This window comes from Paracoccus yeei ATCC BAA-599 (assembly GCF_000622145.1).
Taxonomy (GTDB): Bacteria; Pseudomonadota; Alphaproteobacteria; order Rhodobacterales; family Rhodobacteraceae; genus Paracoccus; species Paracoccus yeei.
On record NZ_KK211404.1, the window covers coordinates 168,821 to 188,410 of the forward strand.

The window sequence follows — 19,590 nt, forward strand, 5'->3', positions numbered from 1 at the left end:
GACCTTGGTTCAGGCCATGACCACGGGTTTGCCTTCATAAGTCTTGCTGCCGACGCGAACGATGATGTTCCCGTTCGACGCCTGACGCTCGAACACACCCTGGACAGAAATGCAGCTGCCGATCGTAATCGTGCGAATCATGTCCGATCTCCTCCTCTACAGAGTTTCAGCATTGCCACAAAATCATTAAACATTAACTAAGAATGTGTAACAGGATGGCAGAGAGCGAAGTCTTTGTGGCCTTCCTGTGATAGATAAGCCTCATATCCACTCTCGCAGGGCGGGAATCAAGGGGATATCGGCCTGTGGCATGGGGTAATCGCACAAATGTTCGCCCCGCACCCAAGCCAGGGTCTGGCCTTCGCGCGGCATGGGGACGCCGCCCCAGCGCCGGCAGGCGAATAGCGGCATCAGCAGATGGAAGCTGTCATAGCTGTGGCTGGCGAAGGTCAGGGGCGCCAGGCACGAGGACCAGGTCTCGATTCCCAGCTCCTCGTGCAATTCGCGGATCAGCGCGGCCTCGGGCGTTTCGCCGGGCTCGACCTTGCCGCCGGGGAATTCCCACAGCCCCGCCATGGCCTTGCCAGGCGGACGCTGGGCCAGCAGCACGCGGCCGTCGCGGTCGATCAGAGCGACGGCAGCGACCAGGACGGTTTTCATGAGCGGTAATCGGCGTTGATGTCGATGTAGCCATGCGTCAGGTCGCAGGTCCAGACCGTGCGCCGGCCCTTGCCCAGGCCCAGGTCCACGCCGATCACCAGATGGTCGCGCTTCATGTAGGCGCTGGCCTTGGCCTCGTCGTAGTCGGGCGCGCGCCAGCCGTTTTCGGCCAGCACCATGTCGCCGAACCGGATGGTCAGCCGGTCGCGGTCGGCCTGGGCGCCGGACTTGCCGACCGCCATGACGACGCGGCCCCAGTTCGCGTCCTCGCCCGCGATGGCGGTCTTGACCAAGGGCGAATTGGCGATGGACATGGCGACGCGGTGGGCATCGGCATGGCTTGCTGCCCCCGTCACCTGGATCTCGACGAACTTGGTCGCGCCCTCGCCGTCGCGCACCACCTGCTGCGCCAGATCCAGCATGACCTGCCCCAGCGCGCGCCCGAACCGCCGCGCAGGCATCGAACGCAGGTCGGTGATCTCGGCCGCCTTGCTGCGCCCGGTCGCCGCCAGGATCAGCGCGTCCGAGGTCGAGGTGTCGCTGTCCACCGTGATCGCGTTGAAGGTGCCGGCAAGCTGCCCATTCAGGATGCGTTGCAGCAGTTCGGGGGCGATCCGCGCGTCGGTGAAGACATAGACCAGCATGGTCGCCATGTCGGGCGCGATCATGCCCGAGCCCTTGGCGATGCCGACGATGTTGATGGTCCCGCCGTCGGCCTGGAAGCTGGCGGCGGCGCCCTTGGGGAAGGTGTCGGTGGTCATGATGGCGCGGGCGGCATCGGCTGCGCCACTGGCCGACAGCCCCTGCCCCAGCGCCCCGATCACCGCGGTGATGCGCTCGGCGGGCAACGGCTCGCCGATCACGCCGGTCGAGCTTGAGAAGACGCGGTTGCGCGGGATGCCCAGGCTGGAGGCGACCGCGCCCGTCACCTTGTCCACCGCCTCTTGCCCGTTCCGGCCGGTGAAGGCGTTCGCATTGCCCGAGTTCACGATGATCGCCGCGCCCGCGCCCGCGTCAGGCTTCAGCGCCAGTTTGGCCTGGCAGTCCAGCACGCTGGCCGCCCGGGTCGAGGATTTGGTGAAGGCCCCGGCGATGGCCGTCCCGGGCGCCAGCCGCACCAGCATGACATCGGTACGGCCCTGATACTTGACGCCCGCGGCGCCGGCGGCAAACTCCACGCCCTCGATCACCGGCAGCGCGGGGAAGGTCGCGGGGGCAAGGGGCGAGACCTTCTTTTCCTTCTTGGCGGCCTGCGCCCGGGCCGCGTCAGCGACCGAGCGGCTGACGGCCTCGACCCGGCTTTCGGGCCGGCTTTCGGGCTTGGCCTTGGCCTTGACCTTGGCCGGGGCCTCGGCGCCGCGCGCCGCCTGCTTGAGCTTCTTCAGCTTTTTCTTCAGCGTCTTCAGCTTGTCCGACTCGTCGCGCTTCGCCTTGGCCATGGATCAGTTCCCCAGGATGTCGGTCTTGTTCAGCAGGTCGGGGCTAAGCCCTTCGGTCTTTTCGACCTTGGACTCGGCCACGCGGGCCTCGATCGCGGCCTGGACCTTGTCGCGGCGGACCTGCACGGCGATCTGGTCCTTGACCTCGTCGAACTTGGGCGGAACCACGGCGCGCTGGTCGATCAGCTTGATGACATGCCAGCCGAACTGGGTCTCGACCGGCTGGGACACGTCGCCCTTTTTCATCGCCTTGAGCGCGTCGGCAAAGGGCGCGACCATCTGGTCAGGCTGGAACCAGCCCAAGTCGCCCTTGTTCGGCCCCGAGGTCGGATCGGTCGATTTCTCGGCCGCGAGCGCGCCAAAATCGGCCCCCTCCTTCAGTTGCTTTTCGATCGCCTCGGCCTCTTCCTTGGTCTTCACCAGGATATGGGCGGCGTTGTATTCCTGACGCTCGGCGTTCTGGCCGCCGAAGGCCTGGTCGTAGGCGGCCTTCAGCTCATCCTCGGTCGGCTCGGCCGAGGCGACCTTCTCCAGCACCGAACCGGCCAGATAGGCGCGCTTCTCGACCTCAAGCGCGGCGGTGTCGCGCTTGCTCAGCGGCTGGGCGTCCTGCGCGACGGCGGTCTGGCGGATCATCTGGTCCAGCATCAGGTCCCACAGCGCGCTGTCGGGCAGGCCCTGCGTCGTCTGGGCGTCCAGCCCCTGCCGCATCACCACCAGCTGGCCCAGGGTGATCGCCTCGCCGTTCACGGTGGCGACGACGGTGTCGGCATCCTGGGCAATAGCGGCCAGCGGCAGGGCGGCAAGCGCCGCGGCGGCAAGAAACGGTTTCAGCATGTTTTCCCCTTCCCGGGACTGGTTCCTAAAGGACGCGCCACGCACAGGTGAACGGGCGCGAACATTGACAGTCTGGCGCTTGGCGCATACATCCGGCCCAACCGAAAATGCGCGCCCGTCGCCGTTTTTCCGGCCCATGTGATAGGGCAAGGCGAATGGTGGCGGCAAGTGGGCGGAACGTCCCGCGCACCCCCAGATACGCGATTTTGAAGGCTCACATGCTCGGCATCGGAAACTTGGCGAAACTGGTCTTTGGCACGCCCAATGACCGCAAGGTGAAATCGGTCCGCCCGCTGGTCGCGCAGATCAACGCGCTGGAGGAACAGTTCCGCGCCCTGTCCGACGCCGACCTGATCGGCAAGACCCGCGAGTTGCAGGGCCGCGCGCAGTCGGGCGAGGATCTGGACAAGCTGCTGCCCGAAGCCTTCGCCAACTGCCGCGAAGGGGCGCGCCGCGCGCTGGGTCTGCGCGCCTTCGACACCCAGCTGATGGGCGGCATCTTTCTGCACCAGGGCAACATCGCTGAGATGAAGACGGGCGAGGGCAAGACCCTGGTCGCGACCTTCCCGGCCTATCTGAACGCGCTGGCCGGCAAGGGCGTGCATGTCGTCACCGTCAACGACTATCTGGCCAAGCGCGACGCGCATTGGATGGGCAAGGTCTTTGCGCAGCTCGGCATGACCACGGGCGTGGTCTATCCCTTCCAGGATGATGCCGAAAAGCGGCAGGCCTATCAGGCCGACGTGACCTATGCCACGAACAACGAGCTGGGCTTCGACTACCTGCGCGACAACATGAAGGGCTCCATCGACCAGATGACCCAGCGCGGGCATTTCTTTGCCATCGTGGACGAGGTCGACTCGATCCTGATCGACGAGGCGCGCACGCCGCTGATCATCTCGGGCCCCAGCCAGGACCGCAGCGAGCTGTACCGCACGCTGGACGCCTTCATGCCCGAACTGACGCCCGAGCATTACAAGCTGGACGAAAAGGCCCGCAACGCGACCTTTACCGAGGAAGGCAACGAGTTTCTGGAAAAGCGCCTGCAGGCCGCGGGCGTCCTGCCCGAGGGCCAGACGCTCTACGACCCGGAATCGACCACCATCGTGCACCATGCCAACCAGGCGATGCGCGCCCACAAGCTGTTCATGCGCGACCAGCACTATATCGTCCGCGACGGCGAGGTGGTGCTGATCGACGAGTTCACCGGCCGCATGATGAAGGGCCGCCGCCTGTCCGACGGCCTCCACCAGGCCATCGAGGCGAAAGAGGGCGTGGACATCCAGCCCGAGAACGTGACGCTGGCTTCGGTCACCTTCCAGAACTACTTCCGCCTGTATGACAAGCTCTCGGGCATGACCGGCACCGCCGCGACCGAGGCCGAGGAATTCGCCGAGATCTACAAGCTGGGCGTGGTCGAGGTGCCGACCAACCGTCCCGTGCAGCGCATCGATGAACACGACCGCGTCTATCGTACCGCGACCGAGAAATACGCCGCCGTCCTCGAGGCGATCCGCGAGGCGCATGAAAAGGGCCAGCCGATCCTGGTTGGCACCACCAGCATCGAGAAATCCGAGATGCTGTCCCAGATGCTGACCAAAGCACAAATCCCCCACAACGTCCTGAACGCCCGCCAGCACGAGGCCGAGGCCCAGATCGTCGCCGACGCCGGCAAGCTGGGCGCCGTGACCATCGCCACCAACATGGCCGGCCGCGGCACCGACATCCAGCTGGGCGGCAATGTCGAGATGAAGGTGATGGAGGCGCTGGCCGCCGATCCCGAGGCGAACCCCGACGAGCTGCGCGCCCGCATCGAGGCCGAGCACGCCACCGAGAAACAGGCCGTCCTGGACGCCGGCGGGCTGTTCGTTCTGGCCACCGAGCGCCACGAAAGCCGCCGCATCGACAACCAGCTGCGCGGCCGCTCGGGCCGGCAGGGCGACCCCGGCCGCTCGCTGTTCTTCCTGTCGCTGGAAGACGACCTAATGCGGATCTTCGGCTCGGAGCGCCTGGACAAGGTGCTGTCGACGCTCGGCATGAAAGAAGGCGAGGCCATCGTCCACCCCTGGGTCAACAAGTCGCTGGAACGCGCCCAGGCCAAGGTCGAGGCGCGCAACTTCGACATCCGCAAGCAGCTGCTGAAGTTCGACGACGTGATGAACGACCAGCGCAAGGCGATCTTCAGCCAGCGGCTGGAAATCATGCATACCGAGGAGGTGGCCGAGGTCGCCGCCGACATGCGCGCCCAGGTCATCGACGACCTGATCGACGAATACCTGCCGCCGCGCTCCTATGCCGAGCAGTGGAACGTCGAGGGGCTGAAGCAGGCGGTGATCGAGCAGTTGAACCTGGACCTGCCGGTCGCCGAATGGGCGGCCGAGGACGGCGTGGACCAGGACGCCATGCGCGAACGCGTCCAGCAGGCAACCGACGCCTACATGGCCCAGAAGGCCGAGCAGTTCGGCGACGCCAACATGCGTCAGATCGAAAAACAGGTGCTGCTGCAGCAGATCGACGCGAAATGGCGCGAGCATCTGGTGACGCTGGAGCATCTGCGCTCGGTCGTGGGCTTCCGCGGCTATGCGCAGCGCGACCCGCTGTCCGAATACAAGACCGAGGCCTTCCAGCTGTTCGAAAAGATGCTGGACGGGCTGCGCTTCGACGTGACCCAGCAACTGGCCCGCATCCGACCACTGACCGATGCCGAGCGCGAAGAGATGCTGCGCCAGTACCAGCAAAGCCAGGCCGACACCGAGGCCCAACTCGAGGCGCAGCACGAAGAGGCCGAGGGCGGCGAAGTCTCGGGTCGCGTGCCGGGCTTCGACGAAACCGACCCTAGTACCTGGGGCAACCCGTCGCGCAACGATCCCTGCCCCTGTGGCTCGGGCCAGAAATTCAAGCACTGCCACGGCGTGCTGGCGTGAAGCGGGGGCCTTCGGGCCCCTTTTTCATGCGCCTCGTGGGTGGAGGACACGCATCATGGGTATTTGGAAAACGGTGAAACCGGGCACGGCGCGGCGGGCTTTCACTGTTTTTCAAATACCCAAGACCGGCCTTGCCGCCAAAGCGGAGCCCGCTTAGTCGGGCACCAGCATGTAGCCGGTCCCCCGCACCGTCTGCAGGTAGCGCGGCTCGCGCGGGTCGGGCTCGATCTTGCGGCGCAGGCGGGTGATCTGCACATCGATGGCGCGTTCCGAATTCTCGCCTGGTTCCTCGGCGGGCCCCCGGCCCAGGTCCTCGATCAGGGCGCTGCGGCTGACGGGTTGGCGCGGCGTGTCGGCCAGGCGGCGCAGCAGCGCCTGTTCCGTCCCGGTCAGGCGCAGCGGCACGTCACCCTGCCACAACTCGCCCTTGTCCGCGTCATAGCGCAGGGGACCGATCGACAGGAACTTGGGCCCCCGGCTTTCCGCGGCGGGCACCCGGCGCAGGATGGCCGAGATCCGCAGCAGCAGCTCGCGCGGCTCGAAGGGCTTGGCCAGGTAATCGTCCGCACCGCTTTCCAGGCCCGCGATGCGGTCCTGCGTCTCGCCCTTGGCGGTCAGCAGCAGGATCGGCACTGCGCGGCTTTTGCGCAGGTCGCGCGTCAGAGAAACTCCATCCTCGCCCGGCATCATCACATCGAGCACGATCAGGTCGAAGTCGAGCCCCGACAGCAAACGGCGCGCCTGGGCCGCGTCGCGGGCGGTGGTCACCAGAAAGCCGCTGCGCATCAGGAAGCGCTTCAGCAGGCTGCGGATGCGTTCGTCGTCATCAACGACCAGGATGTGGGCCGAGGGCGGGTCTTGGGGCGTCATTGCGGTTCGGGCAGGTCCTTGAGGGCACGGAACTGGCGCAGCGTATCACGGTCCATCATCGCCTCAAGCACCTGGCGAAAGCCGGCGACGGCCTGAGGGCCGGCAGCGCGATAGGCGGCACGCATCCGGGCGCGCTGCGCCTCGGACAGCCGCCGCTCGAGTGCCGTGCCCTTTTCGGTCAGAAACAGCTGCCGTTCGCGGCGGTCGCGCCGCCCGATGCGGCTTTCGACCAGCCCGTCGTCGACCAGGGTCCGCAGGACGCGGTTCAGCGACTGCTTGGTCACGCCCAGCACGTCCAGCAGCGCGGTGACGGTCAATCCGGGATCGCGGTGGATGAAATGCAGGGCCCGGTGATGGGCGCGGCCATAGTCCATGTCCGCCAGGATCAGGTCGGGATCGGCGGTGAAGGCGCGATAGGCGAAGAACATCGCCTCGATCCCGCGGCGCAACTGGTCATCGGTCAGGAACAGCAGATTTTCGCCGCCGACCGGAGCAAGGCTGACTTTATTCTGCATGGCTTCCCCCTGGTGCATGGCTCCTATTTACGTCAGGCTTGTTGACTTTCCAATCATCAATAGATAGCTCGGATGTCAAGTTGCGCAATTTTATATGCGGATCGCTGCAGGCAGGCGCAACAATCCGAAAAACAGACCGGCCGGAGGGAAAAATGGCAGGCGCTTACGACGATCGTGACGGCAAAATCTGGATGGATGGCGAACTGGTGGACTGGCGCGAAGCCAATGTCCACATCCTGACCCATGCGCTGCACTATGCAAGCTCGGTGTTCGAAGGCGAGCGGTGCTACAATGGCAAGATCTTCAAGGGCCATGAACATTCGCTGCGGCTGATCGAATCGGCCCGGCTGCTGGACATGGCATCGCCCTATACCGCCGAGGAAATCGACGCCGCCAAGGAAGCGGTGCTGAACGCCAACGGCTTCACCGATGCCTATGTCCGCGCGGTGATGTGGCGCGGCTCGGGCCCGGACATGGGCGTCTCGGCGGCGCGCAACCCCGTGCGCATGGCGGTCGCGGCCTGGGAATGGGGCAGCTATTACGGCGACGCGAAATGGCAGGGGGCGAAACTGGACATCGCCAAGTGGAAGCGGCCCAGCCCGGAAACCATCCCGACCGCCGCCAAGGCTGCCGGCCTTTACATGATCTGCACCATGTCCAAGCACGCGGCCGAGGCCAAGGGGTGCTCGGACGCGCTGTTCATGGACTGGGAGGGCTATGTCGCCGAGGCGACCGGTGCCAACGTCTTCTTCGTCAAGGATGGCGAGGTCCACACGCCCCTGGCAGACCGCTTCCTGAACGGCATCACGCGCCAGACCATCGTGCAGCTGCTGAAGGATCAGGGTGTGACCGTCCACGAACGCCGCATCACGCCCCACGAGGTCAAGGAATTCCAGGAGTGCTTCCTGACCGGCACCGCAGCCGAGGTGACGCCCGTGGCCCAGATCGGCGAGGACTGGCATTTCCAGGTCGGCCCGGTCACGCGCAAGATCGCCGAAACCTATGAGGCGCTGGTCCGCGCCTGACGGGATGGCCGGCCCCGCGCACCTTGGCGGAGCCGGCCATCGCCCTAGACCCGATGCCCGCGTTCGATGCGGGCATATTCGGTTGCGCGCCGGCTGGCGGGCAACGCCGCCTCGCGCGGGCGGGCGCGCAGGGCCAGAATGGCGGGATGAACCGCCTCCTCGCGTTCGTGGCGAAGATAGTGCCGGAGGCGTCCGGCGCTGTCGTCGTGGGATTTGTCTGCGATATGTCTGGTCATCATCAACCCTCCCTCAAGGGAAGGCCAATATAGCGCATCGCGGCAAGGATTTCACCCCTCAGGCGGCCTTGATGCCCGGGGCGGCGGAAAGCATCGCATGCAGCGCCACCGGGTCGTCGTTCGCGCGCAACTTGCTGCGCAGCTCACTGTCGCGCAGCGTGCGCGACACCAGCGCCAGTGCCTTGAGGTGGTCGACGCCCGAATTCTTGGGTGCGAGCAGGGCAAAGATCAGGTCCACCGGCTGGCGGTCCACCGCGTCGAAGTCCAGCGGCTTTTCCAGCCGCAGGAACAGCCCTACCACCCGGTCCAGCCCGTGCAGCCGGGCATGGGGCAGCGCCACACCGTGGCCGACCCCGGTCGGACCCAGCGATTCGCGTTCCTGCAACGCATCCAGGGTATGGGTGGCATCGACGCCATAGATGGCCCGAGCCTGTTCGGCGATTTCCTGGAACAACCGCTTCTTGCTGGTGCTCTGGGTCATCGTCCGCACGGCGGCGGGAGAGAGGATGTCGCTGATCTGCATATCGCCCGAAATTATCCAAGTCCCGGTCATGTCGACATGACCGGGACATCGTGTTCAACAAGACTGCTCGTCCTGCAGTCTAACCCAGATTGCGGGGGTCTATCCAGCCCACGTTGCCATCGTCACGCCGATGGACCACGTTGACGCCCCCGTGCTTTTCGTTGCGGAACACCAGAAGCGGCGTGCCCGCCAGCTCCATCTGCATCACCGCCTCGCCGACGGACAGGGTGGGAACCCGCGTTTCCATCTCGGCGATGATCATGGGTTGCAGGCGATCGTCCTGCGTTTCCCATTCGTCCTCGTCGGCGGCCAGCACATACATTCCCGCAGCCTCGAAGGCAACCGGCTCCACCCGGTCCTTGTGGTGATCCTTGAGCCGGCGCTTGTAGCGGCGCAGCTGCTTGTCCATCCGTTCCTTGCACTGTTCGAAAGCGGCATAGATCTCGGTCGAGGCGCCCTTGGCCTGGACGTTCAGGCCGGTGGACAGGTGCACGACGGCGTCGCAGATGAATTCATGCGCGTTCCGCGAAAAGATGACCGTGGCATCGGTGGGGCGCTGCGAATACTTGTCGATCGTCTCGCCCAGCTGGGTCTTTACATGCGTCGAGAGAGCATCCCCGACGTCGATCTGTTTTCCGCTGATCTGATAGCGCATGTTGGTCCGTCCTTTCATTGTCCGGCCGTTACGTCACGCCGCCCTCGCGGCGATGCCGTCCGGGTTGTCGGGCGGGTTCGTGCTGCCCGTCCTGTATCCATTTGGTGACAGCGCGACCCTTCTGTCAACCGGCGCCGGGGGAACTGGTTTCCTGCCGCGACGCCAGGCCGCATCAGTTCATGCGGAAGGTTTCGCCCAGATAGACGCGCCGGACCTGCGGATCGTCCACGATTTCGGCGGTGGTGCCCGATTTCAGCACATGGCCGTCGTGCAGGATATAGGCGCGGTCCACGATCTCGAGCGTCTCGCGCACGTTGTGGTCGGTGATGAGCACGCCGATGCCCCGGCTTTTCAGGTCATGGACCAGACCCCGGATTTCGCCCACGGCGATGGGGTCGACGCCGGCGAAGGGTTCGTCCAGCAGCAGATAGGACGGATTGGCCGCCAGGCAGCGGGCGATTTCCACGCGACGCCGTTCGCCCCCCGACAGCGCCATGGCCGAGGCGTTGCGCAGATGCTCGATGGAAAACTCGCCCAGCAGGGTTTCCAGCCGCTCGCGCCGGTGGTGGGCGTCGCGGCAGACCAGCTCCAGCACGGCCAGGATGTTCTGTTCGACCGACAGCCCGCGAAAGATCGACATCTCCTGCGGCAGATAGCCGATGCCCATCTGCGCGCGGCGATACATCGGCAGGCGCGTGGCGTCGCGGCCGTCGATACTGACCTGTCCCGAATCGGGCGCGACCAGGCCGGCCACGCAGTAAAAGCAGGTCGTCTTGCCCGAGCCGTTCGGCCCCAGCAGCGCCACCACCTCGCCCCGGTCCAGCCCCAGCGCCACGTCGCGGATCACGGGCCGGTTGCGATAGGATTTGCGCAGCCCGCGCACGCGCAGGCCGGCGGGAACGGGGTCCGACATCACTGGCTCTCCGGTTGCAGGACGCTGCGCACCCGGCCCTGGGCCTGCGCGGTGCCGGTGGCCAGGTCGACCGTCACGGTCTGGCCCGCCAGCACATTGGCGCCCTGGGTCAGCAGCACGTCGCCGGTCAGGATGACGGTGCCGCGCTCGACATTGTAGTCGGCGGTCCGGGCCTCGGCCGCGTCGCTGCCGCTGGACAGGGTCACGTTGCCTTCGGCCTTGAGCGCGCTGATGCGCTGCGCATTGCCCTGGGCATAGGTCACGGTCACCTTGTCGGCCGACAGCCGCATCCCGCCCTGGCCGATCAGCACATTGCCGGTAAAGACCGCAAGGCCCGTACGCTGGTCCACCTGCAACTGGTCGGCCGTCACCTCGACCGGCTGCTTGACGTCCTGGGCATTGCCAAAGCCGCTGCTTTGCGCCAGCGCCGCCTGCCCCAGCGCAAGCCAAAGGATAAGAGGCAGCAGGCCAAGCCGGGTCATCGCGCGAATCCTTTCTGCCGCAGGGCGCCCCGGCCGGGGTGCCGCGGTCATGGGCGGTATATCAACCGGACTCCGCCCTTCAAATCAAGAACGTGATCGGCCTTGCCCGGTGATTGCGGGCGCAGCTCCATGGCGCCGGCGGTCAGATCGCCAAAGGGCGCGCGGACATCGACCTGCCGGTCGGCGCTGACCACCCCCTCGCCGGTCAGGGCGCGGAACTCGGGCGCGGTCACCACCCAGCCGTCGGCCGTGGTCAGCCGCACCCCGTCGGACAGTGTCGCGATGCCGTCGACGAATTGCGCCGTCCCCGCCGTCACGTCGGCCGCCCGCCCGTCCGCCGCGCGCAGCGTCATGCGCACATTGCTGAGGCTTCCGTCACCGCGTTCCGGCCCCGGCACCGCCTCGTTCCCCGAGATGGTCAGCTGCGCCCCGCTGCTGGTGACGCCGGTATAGGTCGGATTGGTGATCGCCTGCCGTTCGGCCAGGTCCTGCGGATCGACCGTGGCATAGGGGATGGTCGCGTCCGGCTCGGGCCCGCGCCCCAGCAGGAACAGCACCGACAAAAGCCCCAGCGCCGTCAGGGGCAGGATCACCCGCAGCCAGGCCACGATGCGCGACCGCAGCATGGCCTAGACCATCCCGGTGCGCAGGAAGTCGTGGATGTGCAGCAGCCCGACGGGACGGTCGCCCTCGACCGCGAACAGGCTGGTGATCTTGCGGTCCTGCATCTGCGCCAGCGCCTCTTCGGCCAGCTTGTCGGGCGAGATGGTGCGCGGGTTGCGGGTCATCACCTGTTCGGCCCGCAGGTCCAGCAGCCCCTGCATGTGCCGCCGCAGGTCGCCGTCGGTGATGATGCCCGAAAGCGCGCCCTGCGCATCGGTGACGCCAGTCACGCCAAAGCCTTTCTGGCTGATGACCAGCAGGGCCTCGGACATGGGCGCGCCTTCGGCGACCAGGGGAATGTCACGGTGCATCAGGTCGCCCACGCGCGACAGCTTGGCCCCCAGCTTGCCGCCGGGATGGAAGGTGCGGAAATGTTCCGGCGTGAACTTGCGGTGCTCCATCAGCGCGATGGCCAGCGCGTCGCCAAGCGCCATGGTCATGGTGGTCGAGGTGGTCGGCACGATCCCCGATCCGCAGGCCTCGGGCGCGGCGGGCAGGACCAGCGCCACGTCGGACTGCCGCAGCAGGGTCGATCCGGGGCGCGAGGCGACCCCGATCAGCGGGATGGAAAAGCGCCGGGTGTGGGCGATCAGGTCGGCCAGTTCGGGCGTCTCGCCGGAATTGGACAGGACCAGCGCCACGTCGTTTTCGGTAACCATGCCCAGGTCGCCGTGGCTCGCCTCTCCCGGATGGACGAATTGTGCGGGCGTCCCGGTCGAGGCCAGCGTCGCCGCGATCTTGCGCCCGACATGGCCCGACTTGCCCATGCCCGAGACGACGACCCGCCCCCGCGCCGCCAGGATGATTTCGATGGCACGGTCGAAGCTGTCGTCCAGCCCCGCGGCCAGGGCCTGAAGCCCGTCGATTTCGGTTCGGATCACCCGGCGGGCGGTGTCGAGATAGGCGCTCATGGCGGTCATCTAGTGGTGGAAGATGTCGTTTTCATCCCCCCAGCCCATCAGGTCCAGATGGGCACGGGCGGGCAGGAAATCGAAACAGGCCTGCGCGAGGCCGGTGCGGCCCTCGCGTTCCAGACGCTTTTCCAGTTCGGCCTTCAGCCGGTGCAGATACAGCACGTCCGACGCCGCGTATTCCAGCTGTGCGTCCGTCAGCTCGGCCGCGCCCCAGTCGCTGGTCTGCTGCTGTTTCGAGACATCGACGCCGACCAGTTCGCTCAGCAGATACTTCAGCCCGTGCCGGTCGGTGAAGGTGCGGATCATCTTGCTGGCGATCTTGGTGCACCAGACCGGGGCGGTGACGACGCCGAAGGCCGCCTCGAGCGCGGCAATGTCGAAGCGGCCGAAATGGAACAGCTTCAGCACCTGGGGATCGGTCAGCATCCGGCACAGGTTCGGCGCGTTGCGCTGGCCGCGCGCGATCTGGACCAGATGCGCCTCTCCGTCGCCCGAGGACAGCTGCACCAGGCACAGCCGGTCGCGGCGCGCGTCCAGGCCCATCGTCTCGGTGTCGATGGCGACGACCGGGCCCAGGTCCAGATCCTCGGGCAGGTCGTTCTGATAAAGATGGATGCTCATGAAGCCCCCGGGCTGGATTGGCGATGCCGAGGCTTAACCCCAAAGCCGCACGCCGCGCCAGCCCCCGATTCGGCACGCCGTCACGTTCCCCGGCTGACGGAAATGGCGACAACTGCGGCATCGGCGCAACAGGGGGGCGACGTCCACGCAGACAAAACCGAAATACCTTAGTAAAATACTTGCCATAATGCCCGGCCTTTCTATAACTCGCCGCGAACGGAACTTAGACACAGGCAAATCCATGAAATTTCGCCGCATTCTTGCATTGGCGAGCGTCTCTTCGCTTGCCTTGGGCACAGCGCTTTCCGCACAGGAAACCCCAGCCGAAGCGATCACCCTGCAGCCCCTGACGCTGGTTGCGGACGGGCAGGAGAACGTCGAGGCGACCGGCGGCATCAGCGTCACCGCCGAGGATCTGGAAATTCTGCAGCCGGCGGACGTGTCCGAACTGTTTGCCCGCGATTCGGCGATCACCGTCTCGGGCGGCGCGGGCCCGTCCAAGCGCATCCACGTCTTTGGCCTGGAGCAGTCGAACCTGGCGGTCAGCGTCGACGGCGTGCCGCAGGGGCCGACCAGCTGGCACCACACCGGATCGAATGTGATCGACCCGGCCTTCCTGAAGTCGGTCGAGGTCGAGGCCGGTGCCGCCGCCGCCGATGCCGGTTTCGGCGCCGCTGCCGGTGCAGTGCGCTATGAAACCGTGGGCGCGCGCGACCTTCTGACCGACGGGCGCACGCAGGGCGGTCGCGCGGCCCTGTCCTGGGGCACGAACGGGCGCGGCGTCTCGGGCTCGCTGGCGGGCTATGGCCTTTACGAGGGCTTCGACTGGTTCGCGATGATCCACGGCACCGACGGCAAGAACTACGAGGCCGGCAACGGGCTCGAGATGGACGGGACCGAACCTGCCCTGCGCGGCGGCCTGGTCAAGCTGGGCTACGAACAGGACGGCCGGCGTGTCGAACTGGCCTATGACCATACCGAGGACGATGGCGACCGCACCATCAAGATGAACATGGACCTTTACGGCGAGGGCCTGGACCGCGGCGTCTATCCGCTGAAGGTCACGCGCGATACGCTGTCGCTGAAATACAGCTCGACCGCGCCGACCGACGCCTGGGACCCCGAGGCGATGCTGTTCGTCAGCAGCAACAAATACGAACGCCCGGATTATCTGGTCGGCAGCACCAACGGCGACATGAATCTCAAGAACCGCAGCATCGGGGGCAAGCTTCAGAACACCTATACGCTGGGCCAAGGCAAGATCACGTCGGGCGTCGACTGGGCCTATGACGATTACGATGTGGACAATTACGGCGACACCGACCGCCGTCACTGGACCATGGAAACGATGCAGATCGGCGCCTTCGTGCAGGGCCGCTTCGAATTCGACAATGGCATCGACGTTTCGACCGGACTGCGGCTGGACCACCACCGATTCACCGACTGGAACGGCGAGCGCCACAGCGACACCGGCGCCAGCATCAACGGCACGGTCTCGTATGAATTCGCGGAAGGCTACGAAGTCTTTGCCGGCGCGTCGCACACCTGGTCAGGCTACAACTTCGGCGAATACGCGCTGCTGCACGCCCGCACCTCCGACCTTTATGTCGAGAACGGGTTCGAGCCAGCGACCGCGCGCAACATCAAGCTGGGCCTGAACGCCAATCAGGGCAACTGGACCGGGAACCTGACCTTCTTCGACACGCGCCTGAAGGATCTGGGAGAATACAATACCGACGGCCAGTATGATGAGGATCCGACGACTGCGCCCTATCTGTTCAACGCCGACGAATACCGCTCCAAAGGCTTTACCCTGCAAGGCGCCTACAGCTGGGGCAGCGGCCGCGTCGGCGGCAGCTTCACCAAGGCCGACGTAACACAGAACGGCGAAGACAAGCTGCCGGATGGCGGCACCGTCATGCCTGTCGGTGAACTGGCGACGCTGTATGTCGATCAGGAGATCGCGGAGTACAACCTGAAGGTCGGTGCGACCTTGGAATGGGCGGGCAGGCTAGATGCAGCCCATCTGCTGAACCCGGACGGCACCAATGCCGGATTCCATGACCACACCTCCTATACGGTGTTGAACCTGTACGGCGAATGGCGTCCGGCAAATTATGAAAACCTCGCTGTCCACCTGGGCGTCGATAACGTGTTCGACCGCACCTATTACGAACGCTCGAGCTATGTGCAGCGTGTCCGTGGCACGCGCGAGATCGACCCGCTTTACGCCCCCGGCCGCACCGTCACTCTGGGCCTGACGATGGACTTCTGATCCACCCGGTCCACCACCAGAAGGCCCCCGCGCGCGGGGGCCTTTTTCATGTCTCAAAGGTGATGTTTGAAATATCATAATCACCATGTTAGACATGCATCATCAAGGTTCGGGAATCAGCCATGATGACATCGGCGCAGATGCGCGCGGCCCGCGCCCTGCTGGGCATCGACCAGAAGCAGCTGGCCGAGATGGCGGGCCTGTCCGTCCCCACCATCCAGCGGATGGAGGCCAGCGACGGCAATGTCCGCGGCGTCGTCGAAAGCCTGACCCGCGTGGTCGAGGCGCTCAATGCCGCCGGCATCGAACTGATCGGCGACGGCGTCCCCAGCCCCTCGGGCGGGCGCGGCGTGCGGCTGAAATCCGACCCCTGATCCTGCAACCCGCGACGGAGACCGCCGGCTTCGACGATCCCGCCGCCTTCCGAACCGAAGGTGCGGCCCCACATGACCCAGATGGCGACCCCGGCCCCTGCCGGCCTTGCCCCCCTGTTCACCCCGAAACTCGTGACCGTCCTGCGCGAAGGCTATGGCCTGGCGCAGCTGCGCGCGGATGCCGTGGCCGGCCTGACCGTCGCCATCGTCGCCCTGCCGCTGTCCATGGCGATCGCCATCGCCTCGGGCGCGACCCCGGCGCAGGGGCTTCACACCGCCATCGTCGGCGGCTTCCTGGTCTCGGCGCTCGGCGGCTCGCGCTATCAGATCGGGGGACCGGCGGGCGCCTTCATCGTGCTGGTCGCGGCCATCGTCGCGCAGCACGGCATGGACGGGCTGATCCTGGCCACATTCCTGTCGGGAATGATGCTGGCCGCGATGGGGCTGCTGCGACTGGGCACCTTCGTCAAGTTCATCCCCTTTCCTGTCACGGTCGGCTTTACCGCCGGCATCGCCGTCATCATCCTGGCCAGCCAGATCCGCGAGATGCTGGGCCTGAGCCTTGACCACGAACCGGGGGAGCTGATTCCGAAGCTCGCCGCGCTGTGGTCGGCACGGGGGACCGTCACGCCGGCCGCCCCCGCGCTGGCGCTCGGGACGGTGGCGGTGATCCTGGCGCTGCGGCGGTGGCGGCCGCATTGGCCGGGGATGCTGATCGCGGTTGCCCTGGCCGCGGCGCTGGTGGGCGTCAGCGGCCTAGAGGTCACGACCATCGGCAGCAAGTTCGGCGGCATCCCATCGACCCTGCCGGCGCCGGCCCTGCCGGATCTTTCGGTGCAGCGGATCATGACGCTGCTGCCCTCGGCCCTGTCGCTGACGCTGCTGGGCGCCATCGAATCGCTCCTGTCGGCGGTGGTGGCCGACGGCATGACCGGCCGGCGCCACCGCTCGAACTGCGAACTGGTGGCGCAGGGCGTGGCGAACATGGGCTCGGCGCTGTTCGGCGGTCTCTGCGTGACCGGCACCATCGCGCGGACCGCGACGAACGTGCGCTCGGGCGCGCATGGCCCGGTCGCGGGGATGCTGCATGCGGTTTTCCTGCTGGCCTTCATGCTGGTCGCGGCGCCGCTCGCCTCCTACATCCCGCTGGCGGCGCTGGCGGGCGTGCTGACGGTGGTGGCCTGGAACATGGTCGAAAAGCCGGCCATCGCCATCCTGCTGCGCTCGGGCCGGGGCGAGGCGGCGGTGCTGGCGGTGACCTTCGCCCTGACGATCTTTCGCGACCTGACCGAGGCGATCGTCGTCGGCCTGGCGCTTGGCTCGCTGGTCTTCATCCAGCGCATGAGCAGAGCGACCGAGGTGCGCAGCCAGCACGGCTTTGTCAGCGAGGACCGCCCGGATGGCCCGAGGACCGCCGACAGGCCGCAGCCGCAGGATGCCGTGGTCTATCGCATTTCAGGGGCACTGTTCTTTGGCGCCAGCGCCAGCATCGGCTCGGTGCTCGACAATATCCAGGATGGCGCCCGCACGCTGGTTGTGGATTTCACCGCCGTGCCGTTCCTCGACTCGAGCGGTGCGAACATGATCGAGGGCCTGGCGCACAAGGCGCAGCGCCAGGGGGTGACGCTGTGGCTGACGGGGGCGAGCCGCGAGATGCGCAGGACGCTGCTGACCCATGGCTTGCGTCCGCCTCTGGTGCGCTATGCGCGCAGCATCGATTTGGCGCTTTCGCGGCGGGGGGATCAGGGCCCCGGTTCCGCCTCCGGCGGGGATATTTGACCACGAAAGAAGCCGGGTGCGGGGCGGCTCGGTGGCCGCCCCCCTTCCTTTTCAGCCCATGCGCTCGGAGGCGTAGCTTCCCGGCGATGCGGGGAAGACGACGGTCTTGTTGCCGTTCAGGAACACGCGGCGGTGGATGTGGGCGTGGATGGCACGCGCCAGCACCTGGCTTTCCACGTCGCGGCCAAGGCTCACGTAATCCTCGGGCGACTGGGCGTGGGTCACGCGGATGGTGTCCTGCTCGATGATCGGGCCCTCGTCCAGGTCGGCGGTCACATAGTGGCTGGTCGCCCCGATCAGCTTCACGCCGCGCTCGAAGGCCTGCTTGTAGGGGTTGGCGCCCTTGAAGGACGGCAGGAACGAATGGTGGATGTTGATGATGCGGCCCGACATCTTCTGGCACATCGCGTCCGACAGGACCTGCATGTAGCGCGCCAGCACGATCAGCTCGGCCCCGGTCTCCTCGACCACCGCCAGGATGCGCGCCTCGGCCTCGGGCTTGTTCTCCTTCGTCACCCGGATCATGTGGAACGGGATGTCGTGGTTCACCACCACCTTCTGATAGTCCATGTGGTTCGAGATCACCGCCACGATCTCGATCGGCAGCGCGCCGATGCGCCAGCGGTAGAGAAGGTCGTTCAGGCAATGGCCGAAGCGCGAGACCATGATCACGACCTTCATCTTCTCGGCCTCGTCGTGGAAGGCATAGTCCATGCCGAAGGCCTGCGCCGCGGGCGCCAGGCTTTGCTGCAGCGCCGCAAGCCCGGTGCCCTCTTCGGAGACAAAGCTCACGCGCATGAAGAAGCGGCCGGTCTCGACATCGTCGAACTGGCTCGAATCGACGATGTTGCAGCCCTGCTCGGCCAGCGCGGTCGAGATCGCGGCCACGATCCCCCGGGTCGAGGGGCAGGTGACGGTCAGGCAATACTTGGTCATCGGGCTCTCTCCACTGTCATGTCGCCGCGGCACGCGCCGGGCCCGGCTTTCACTGTTTGTCAAATACCCCGGGGGGACGCCCGGCACGGGCGTGGGGGCAGCGCCCCCGCCCCCGCCGCAGGCTCACGCGGCCCCGGTCAGATCGGGCTCGGCCAGCCCGTTCGCCCGGCAGCAGGCGGTCAGCGTGTTGGCCAGCAGGCAGGCGATGGTCATCGGCCCGACGCCTCCCGGCACCGGGGTGATGGCGCCGGCGACCCGGGCCGCGCTGTCGAAATCCACGTCGCCGACCAGCCGGGTGCGGCCGTCCTCCTCGATGCGGTTGATGCCGACGTCGATCACCGTGGCCCCACGCTTGATCCAGTCGCCCCGGATCATCCGCGGCCGGCCGACGGCGGCGACCAGGATGTCGGCGCCGCGGCAGACGGCCGCCAGGTCGCGGGTGCGCGAATGGGCGATGGTCACCGTGCAGTTCTCGGCCAGCAGAAGCTGCGCCATCGGCTTGCCGACGATGTTCGAGCGCCCGACCACGACCGCGTTCAGCCCGGAAAGATCGCCCAGCCGGTCCTTGAGCAGCATGATGCAGCCCAGGGGCGTGCAGGGCACCATCGCCCTTTGCCCGGTGCCCAGGAGGCCCACGTTGCCGATGGTGAACCCGTCCACGTCCTTGGCGGGGTCGATGGCGTTGATCACCGCCTCGGCGTCCATGTGCCCGGGCAGCGGCAGCTGCACCAGGATGCCGTGCACCGCCGGGTCATGGTTCAGCGTCTCGATCAGCGCCAGCAGATCCGCCTGCGCCGTCTCGGCCGGCAGCCTGTGCTCCCACGAGGCCATGCCCGCCTCGCGCGTCTGGACGCCCTTGTTCCTGACATAGACCGCCGAAGCCGGGTCCTCGCCCACCAGCACCACCGCCAACCCCGGCACGATCCCCCGCGCCGCAAGCCCCGAAACC

At 66.5% G+C, this 19,590-nt stretch carries 21 protein-coding genes; 5 read left to right on the top strand and 16 right to left on the bottom strand.

The annotated features are described in order from the left end of the window. Positions 1-9 precede the first annotated feature (9 nt). The 4 genes from BU28_RS26700 to BU28_RS0121560 all read right to left on the bottom strand — a co-directional run bounded on the left by BU28_RS26700 (position 10) and on the right by BU28_RS0121560 (position 2,936). Positions 10-141, bottom strand: coding sequence for a hypothetical protein (locus tag BU28_RS26700; RefSeq protein ID WP_028721281.1), 132 nt, complete (start codon positions 139-141; stop codon positions 10-12). Between the two features lie 120 nt (positions 142-261). Next, a complete protein-coding gene (locus BU28_RS0121550) occupies positions 262-660 on the bottom strand; it encodes a (deoxy)nucleoside triphosphate pyrophosphohydrolase (protein WP_028721282.1) in 399 nt (132 codons plus the stop codon). Further along, a complete protein-coding gene (gene argJ / locus BU28_RS0121555) occupies positions 657-2,099 on the bottom strand; it encodes a bifunctional glutamate N-acetyltransferase/amino-acid acetyltransferase ArgJ (protein ID WP_028721283.1) in 1,443 nt (480 codons plus the stop codon). Before argJ ends, BU28_RS0121550 begins: the two co-directional genes overlap by 4 nt. 3 nt (positions 2,100-2,102) lie before the next feature. After that, on the bottom strand, positions 2,103-2,936 hold the full coding sequence (locus BU28_RS0121560; RefSeq protein ID WP_028721284.1) for a peptidylprolyl isomerase: 834 nt from the start codon (positions 2,934-2,936) through the stop codon (positions 2,103-2,105). 218 nt (positions 2,937-3,154) lie between these two features. Here BU28_RS0121560 and secA point away from each other — a divergent pair, with 218 nt between their 5' ends. Continuing rightward, on the top strand, positions 3,155-5,860 hold the full coding sequence (gene secA, locus BU28_RS0121565; RefSeq protein ID WP_028721285.1) for a preprotein translocase subunit SecA: 2,706 nt from the start codon (positions 3,155-3,157) through the stop codon (positions 5,858-5,860). A 153-nt stretch (positions 5,861-6,013) separates the two neighbouring features. Here secA and BU28_RS0121570 read toward each other — a convergent pair whose 3' ends face one another. Together BU28_RS0121570 and BU28_RS0121575 are read right to left on the bottom strand one after the other, a co-directional pair. After that, positions 6,014-6,730: a response regulator gene (locus BU28_RS0121570; RefSeq protein ID WP_028721286.1), complete on the bottom strand. Its 717-nt coding sequence runs from the start codon at positions 6,728-6,730 to the stop codon at positions 6,014-6,016. Next, positions 6,727-7,245 (bottom strand): MarR family winged helix-turn-helix transcriptional regulator, encoded by a 519-nt coding sequence (locus tag BU28_RS0121575; RefSeq protein WP_028721287.1) that lies wholly within the window; start codon positions 7,243-7,245, stop codon positions 6,727-6,729. Before BU28_RS0121575 ends, BU28_RS0121570 begins: the two co-directional genes overlap by 4 nt. Before the next feature lie 152 nt (positions 7,246-7,397). Here BU28_RS0121575 and BU28_RS0121580 point away from each other — a divergent pair, with 152 nt between their 5' ends. Beyond that, the gene (locus BU28_RS0121580) at positions 7,398-8,270 is read left to right on the top strand and encodes a branched-chain amino acid aminotransferase (RefSeq protein WP_028721288.1); all 873 of its coding nucleotides are present in this window, start codon (positions 7,398-7,400) and stop codon (positions 8,268-8,270) included. A gap of 44 nt (positions 8,271-8,314) precedes the next feature. Here the strand turns inward: BU28_RS0121580 and BU28_RS0121585 are convergent, their stop codons facing one another. The 8 genes from BU28_RS0121585 to BU28_RS0121620 form a co-directional block, all read right to left on the bottom strand. Then, entirely contained in the window at positions 8,315-8,506 is a 192-nt protein-coding gene (locus BU28_RS0121585; RefSeq protein ID WP_028721289.1) for a hypothetical protein, read from the bottom strand. 58 nt (positions 8,507-8,564) lie between these two features. Next, positions 8,565-9,029 (bottom strand): PTS sugar transporter subunit IIA, encoded by a 465-nt coding sequence (locus tag BU28_RS0121590; RefSeq protein ID WP_028721290.1) that lies wholly within the window; start codon positions 9,027-9,029, stop codon positions 8,565-8,567. Positions 9,030-9,108: 79 nt separating this feature from the next. Continuing rightward, entirely contained in the window at positions 9,109-9,684 is a 576-nt protein-coding gene (gene hpf / locus BU28_RS0121595; RefSeq protein WP_028721291.1) for a ribosome hibernation-promoting factor, HPF/YfiA family, read from the bottom strand. 172 nt (positions 9,685-9,856) lie between these two features. Continuing rightward, positions 9,857-10,597: an LPS export ABC transporter ATP-binding protein gene (lptB, locus tag BU28_RS0121600; protein WP_028721292.1), complete on the bottom strand. Its 741-nt coding sequence runs from the start codon at positions 10,595-10,597 to the stop codon at positions 9,857-9,859. Then, on the bottom strand, positions 10,597-11,079 hold the full coding sequence (lptA, locus tag BU28_RS0121605) for a lipopolysaccharide transport periplasmic protein LptA (RefSeq protein ID WP_028721293.1): 483 nt from the start codon (positions 11,077-11,079) through the stop codon (positions 10,597-10,599). Before lptA ends, lptB begins: the two co-directional genes overlap by 1 nt. Positions 11,080-11,126: 47 nt before the next feature. Further along, positions 11,127-11,705 carry an LPS export ABC transporter periplasmic protein LptC gene (locus tag BU28_RS0121610; protein ID WP_028721294.1) on the bottom strand — a complete coding sequence of 193 codons (579 nt, stop codon included), beginning with the start codon at positions 11,703-11,705 and terminating at the stop codon, positions 11,127-11,129. 3 nt (positions 11,706-11,708) lie between these two features. Continuing rightward, positions 11,709-12,653, bottom strand: a complete 945-nt coding sequence (locus tag BU28_RS0121615; protein ID WP_088239196.1) for a KpsF/GutQ family sugar-phosphate isomerase — start codon at positions 12,651-12,653, stop codon at positions 11,709-11,711. A 9-nt stretch (positions 12,654-12,662) separates the two neighbouring features. Continuing rightward, complete coding sequence (locus tag BU28_RS0121620) at positions 12,663-13,277, bottom strand: ribonuclease D (RefSeq protein WP_028721296.1); 615 nt, start codon at positions 13,275-13,277, stop codon at positions 12,663-12,665. 241 nt (positions 13,278-13,518) lie between these two features. Here BU28_RS0121620 and BU28_RS0121625 point away from each other — a divergent pair, with 241 nt between their 5' ends. The 3 genes from BU28_RS0121625 to BU28_RS24060 all read left to right on the top strand — a co-directional run bounded on the left by BU28_RS0121625 (position 13,519) and on the right by BU28_RS24060 (position 17,705). Next, the gene (locus BU28_RS0121625; protein ID WP_028721297.1) at positions 13,519-15,552 is read left to right on the top strand and encodes a TonB-dependent receptor domain-containing protein; all 2,034 of its coding nucleotides are present in this window, start codon (positions 13,519-13,521) and stop codon (positions 15,550-15,552) included. 122 nt (positions 15,553-15,674) lie between these two features. Then, positions 15,675-15,926: a helix-turn-helix domain-containing protein gene (locus BU28_RS0121630; RefSeq protein ID WP_028721298.1), complete on the top strand. Its 252-nt coding sequence runs from the start codon at positions 15,675-15,677 to the stop codon at positions 15,924-15,926. Positions 15,927-15,998: 72 nt separating this feature from the next. Further along, a complete protein-coding gene (locus BU28_RS24060; RefSeq protein ID WP_051578372.1) occupies positions 15,999-17,705 on the top strand; it encodes a SulP family inorganic anion transporter in 1,707 nt (568 codons plus the stop codon). Positions 17,706-17,756: 51 nt separating this feature from the next. Here the strand turns inward: BU28_RS24060 and purU are convergent, their stop codons facing one another. Both purU and BU28_RS0121645 read right to left on the bottom strand, forming a co-directional pair. Then, a complete protein-coding gene (gene purU, locus BU28_RS0121640) occupies positions 17,757-18,641 on the bottom strand; it encodes a formyltetrahydrofolate deformylase (protein WP_028719656.1) in 885 nt (294 codons plus the stop codon). 123 nt (positions 18,642-18,764) lie between these two features. After that, positions 18,765-19,590: bifunctional methylenetetrahydrofolate dehydrogenase/methenyltetrahydrofolate cyclohydrolase (locus BU28_RS0121645; RefSeq protein ID WP_028721299.1), on the bottom strand; the 826-nt coding region annotated here is incomplete at its 5' end.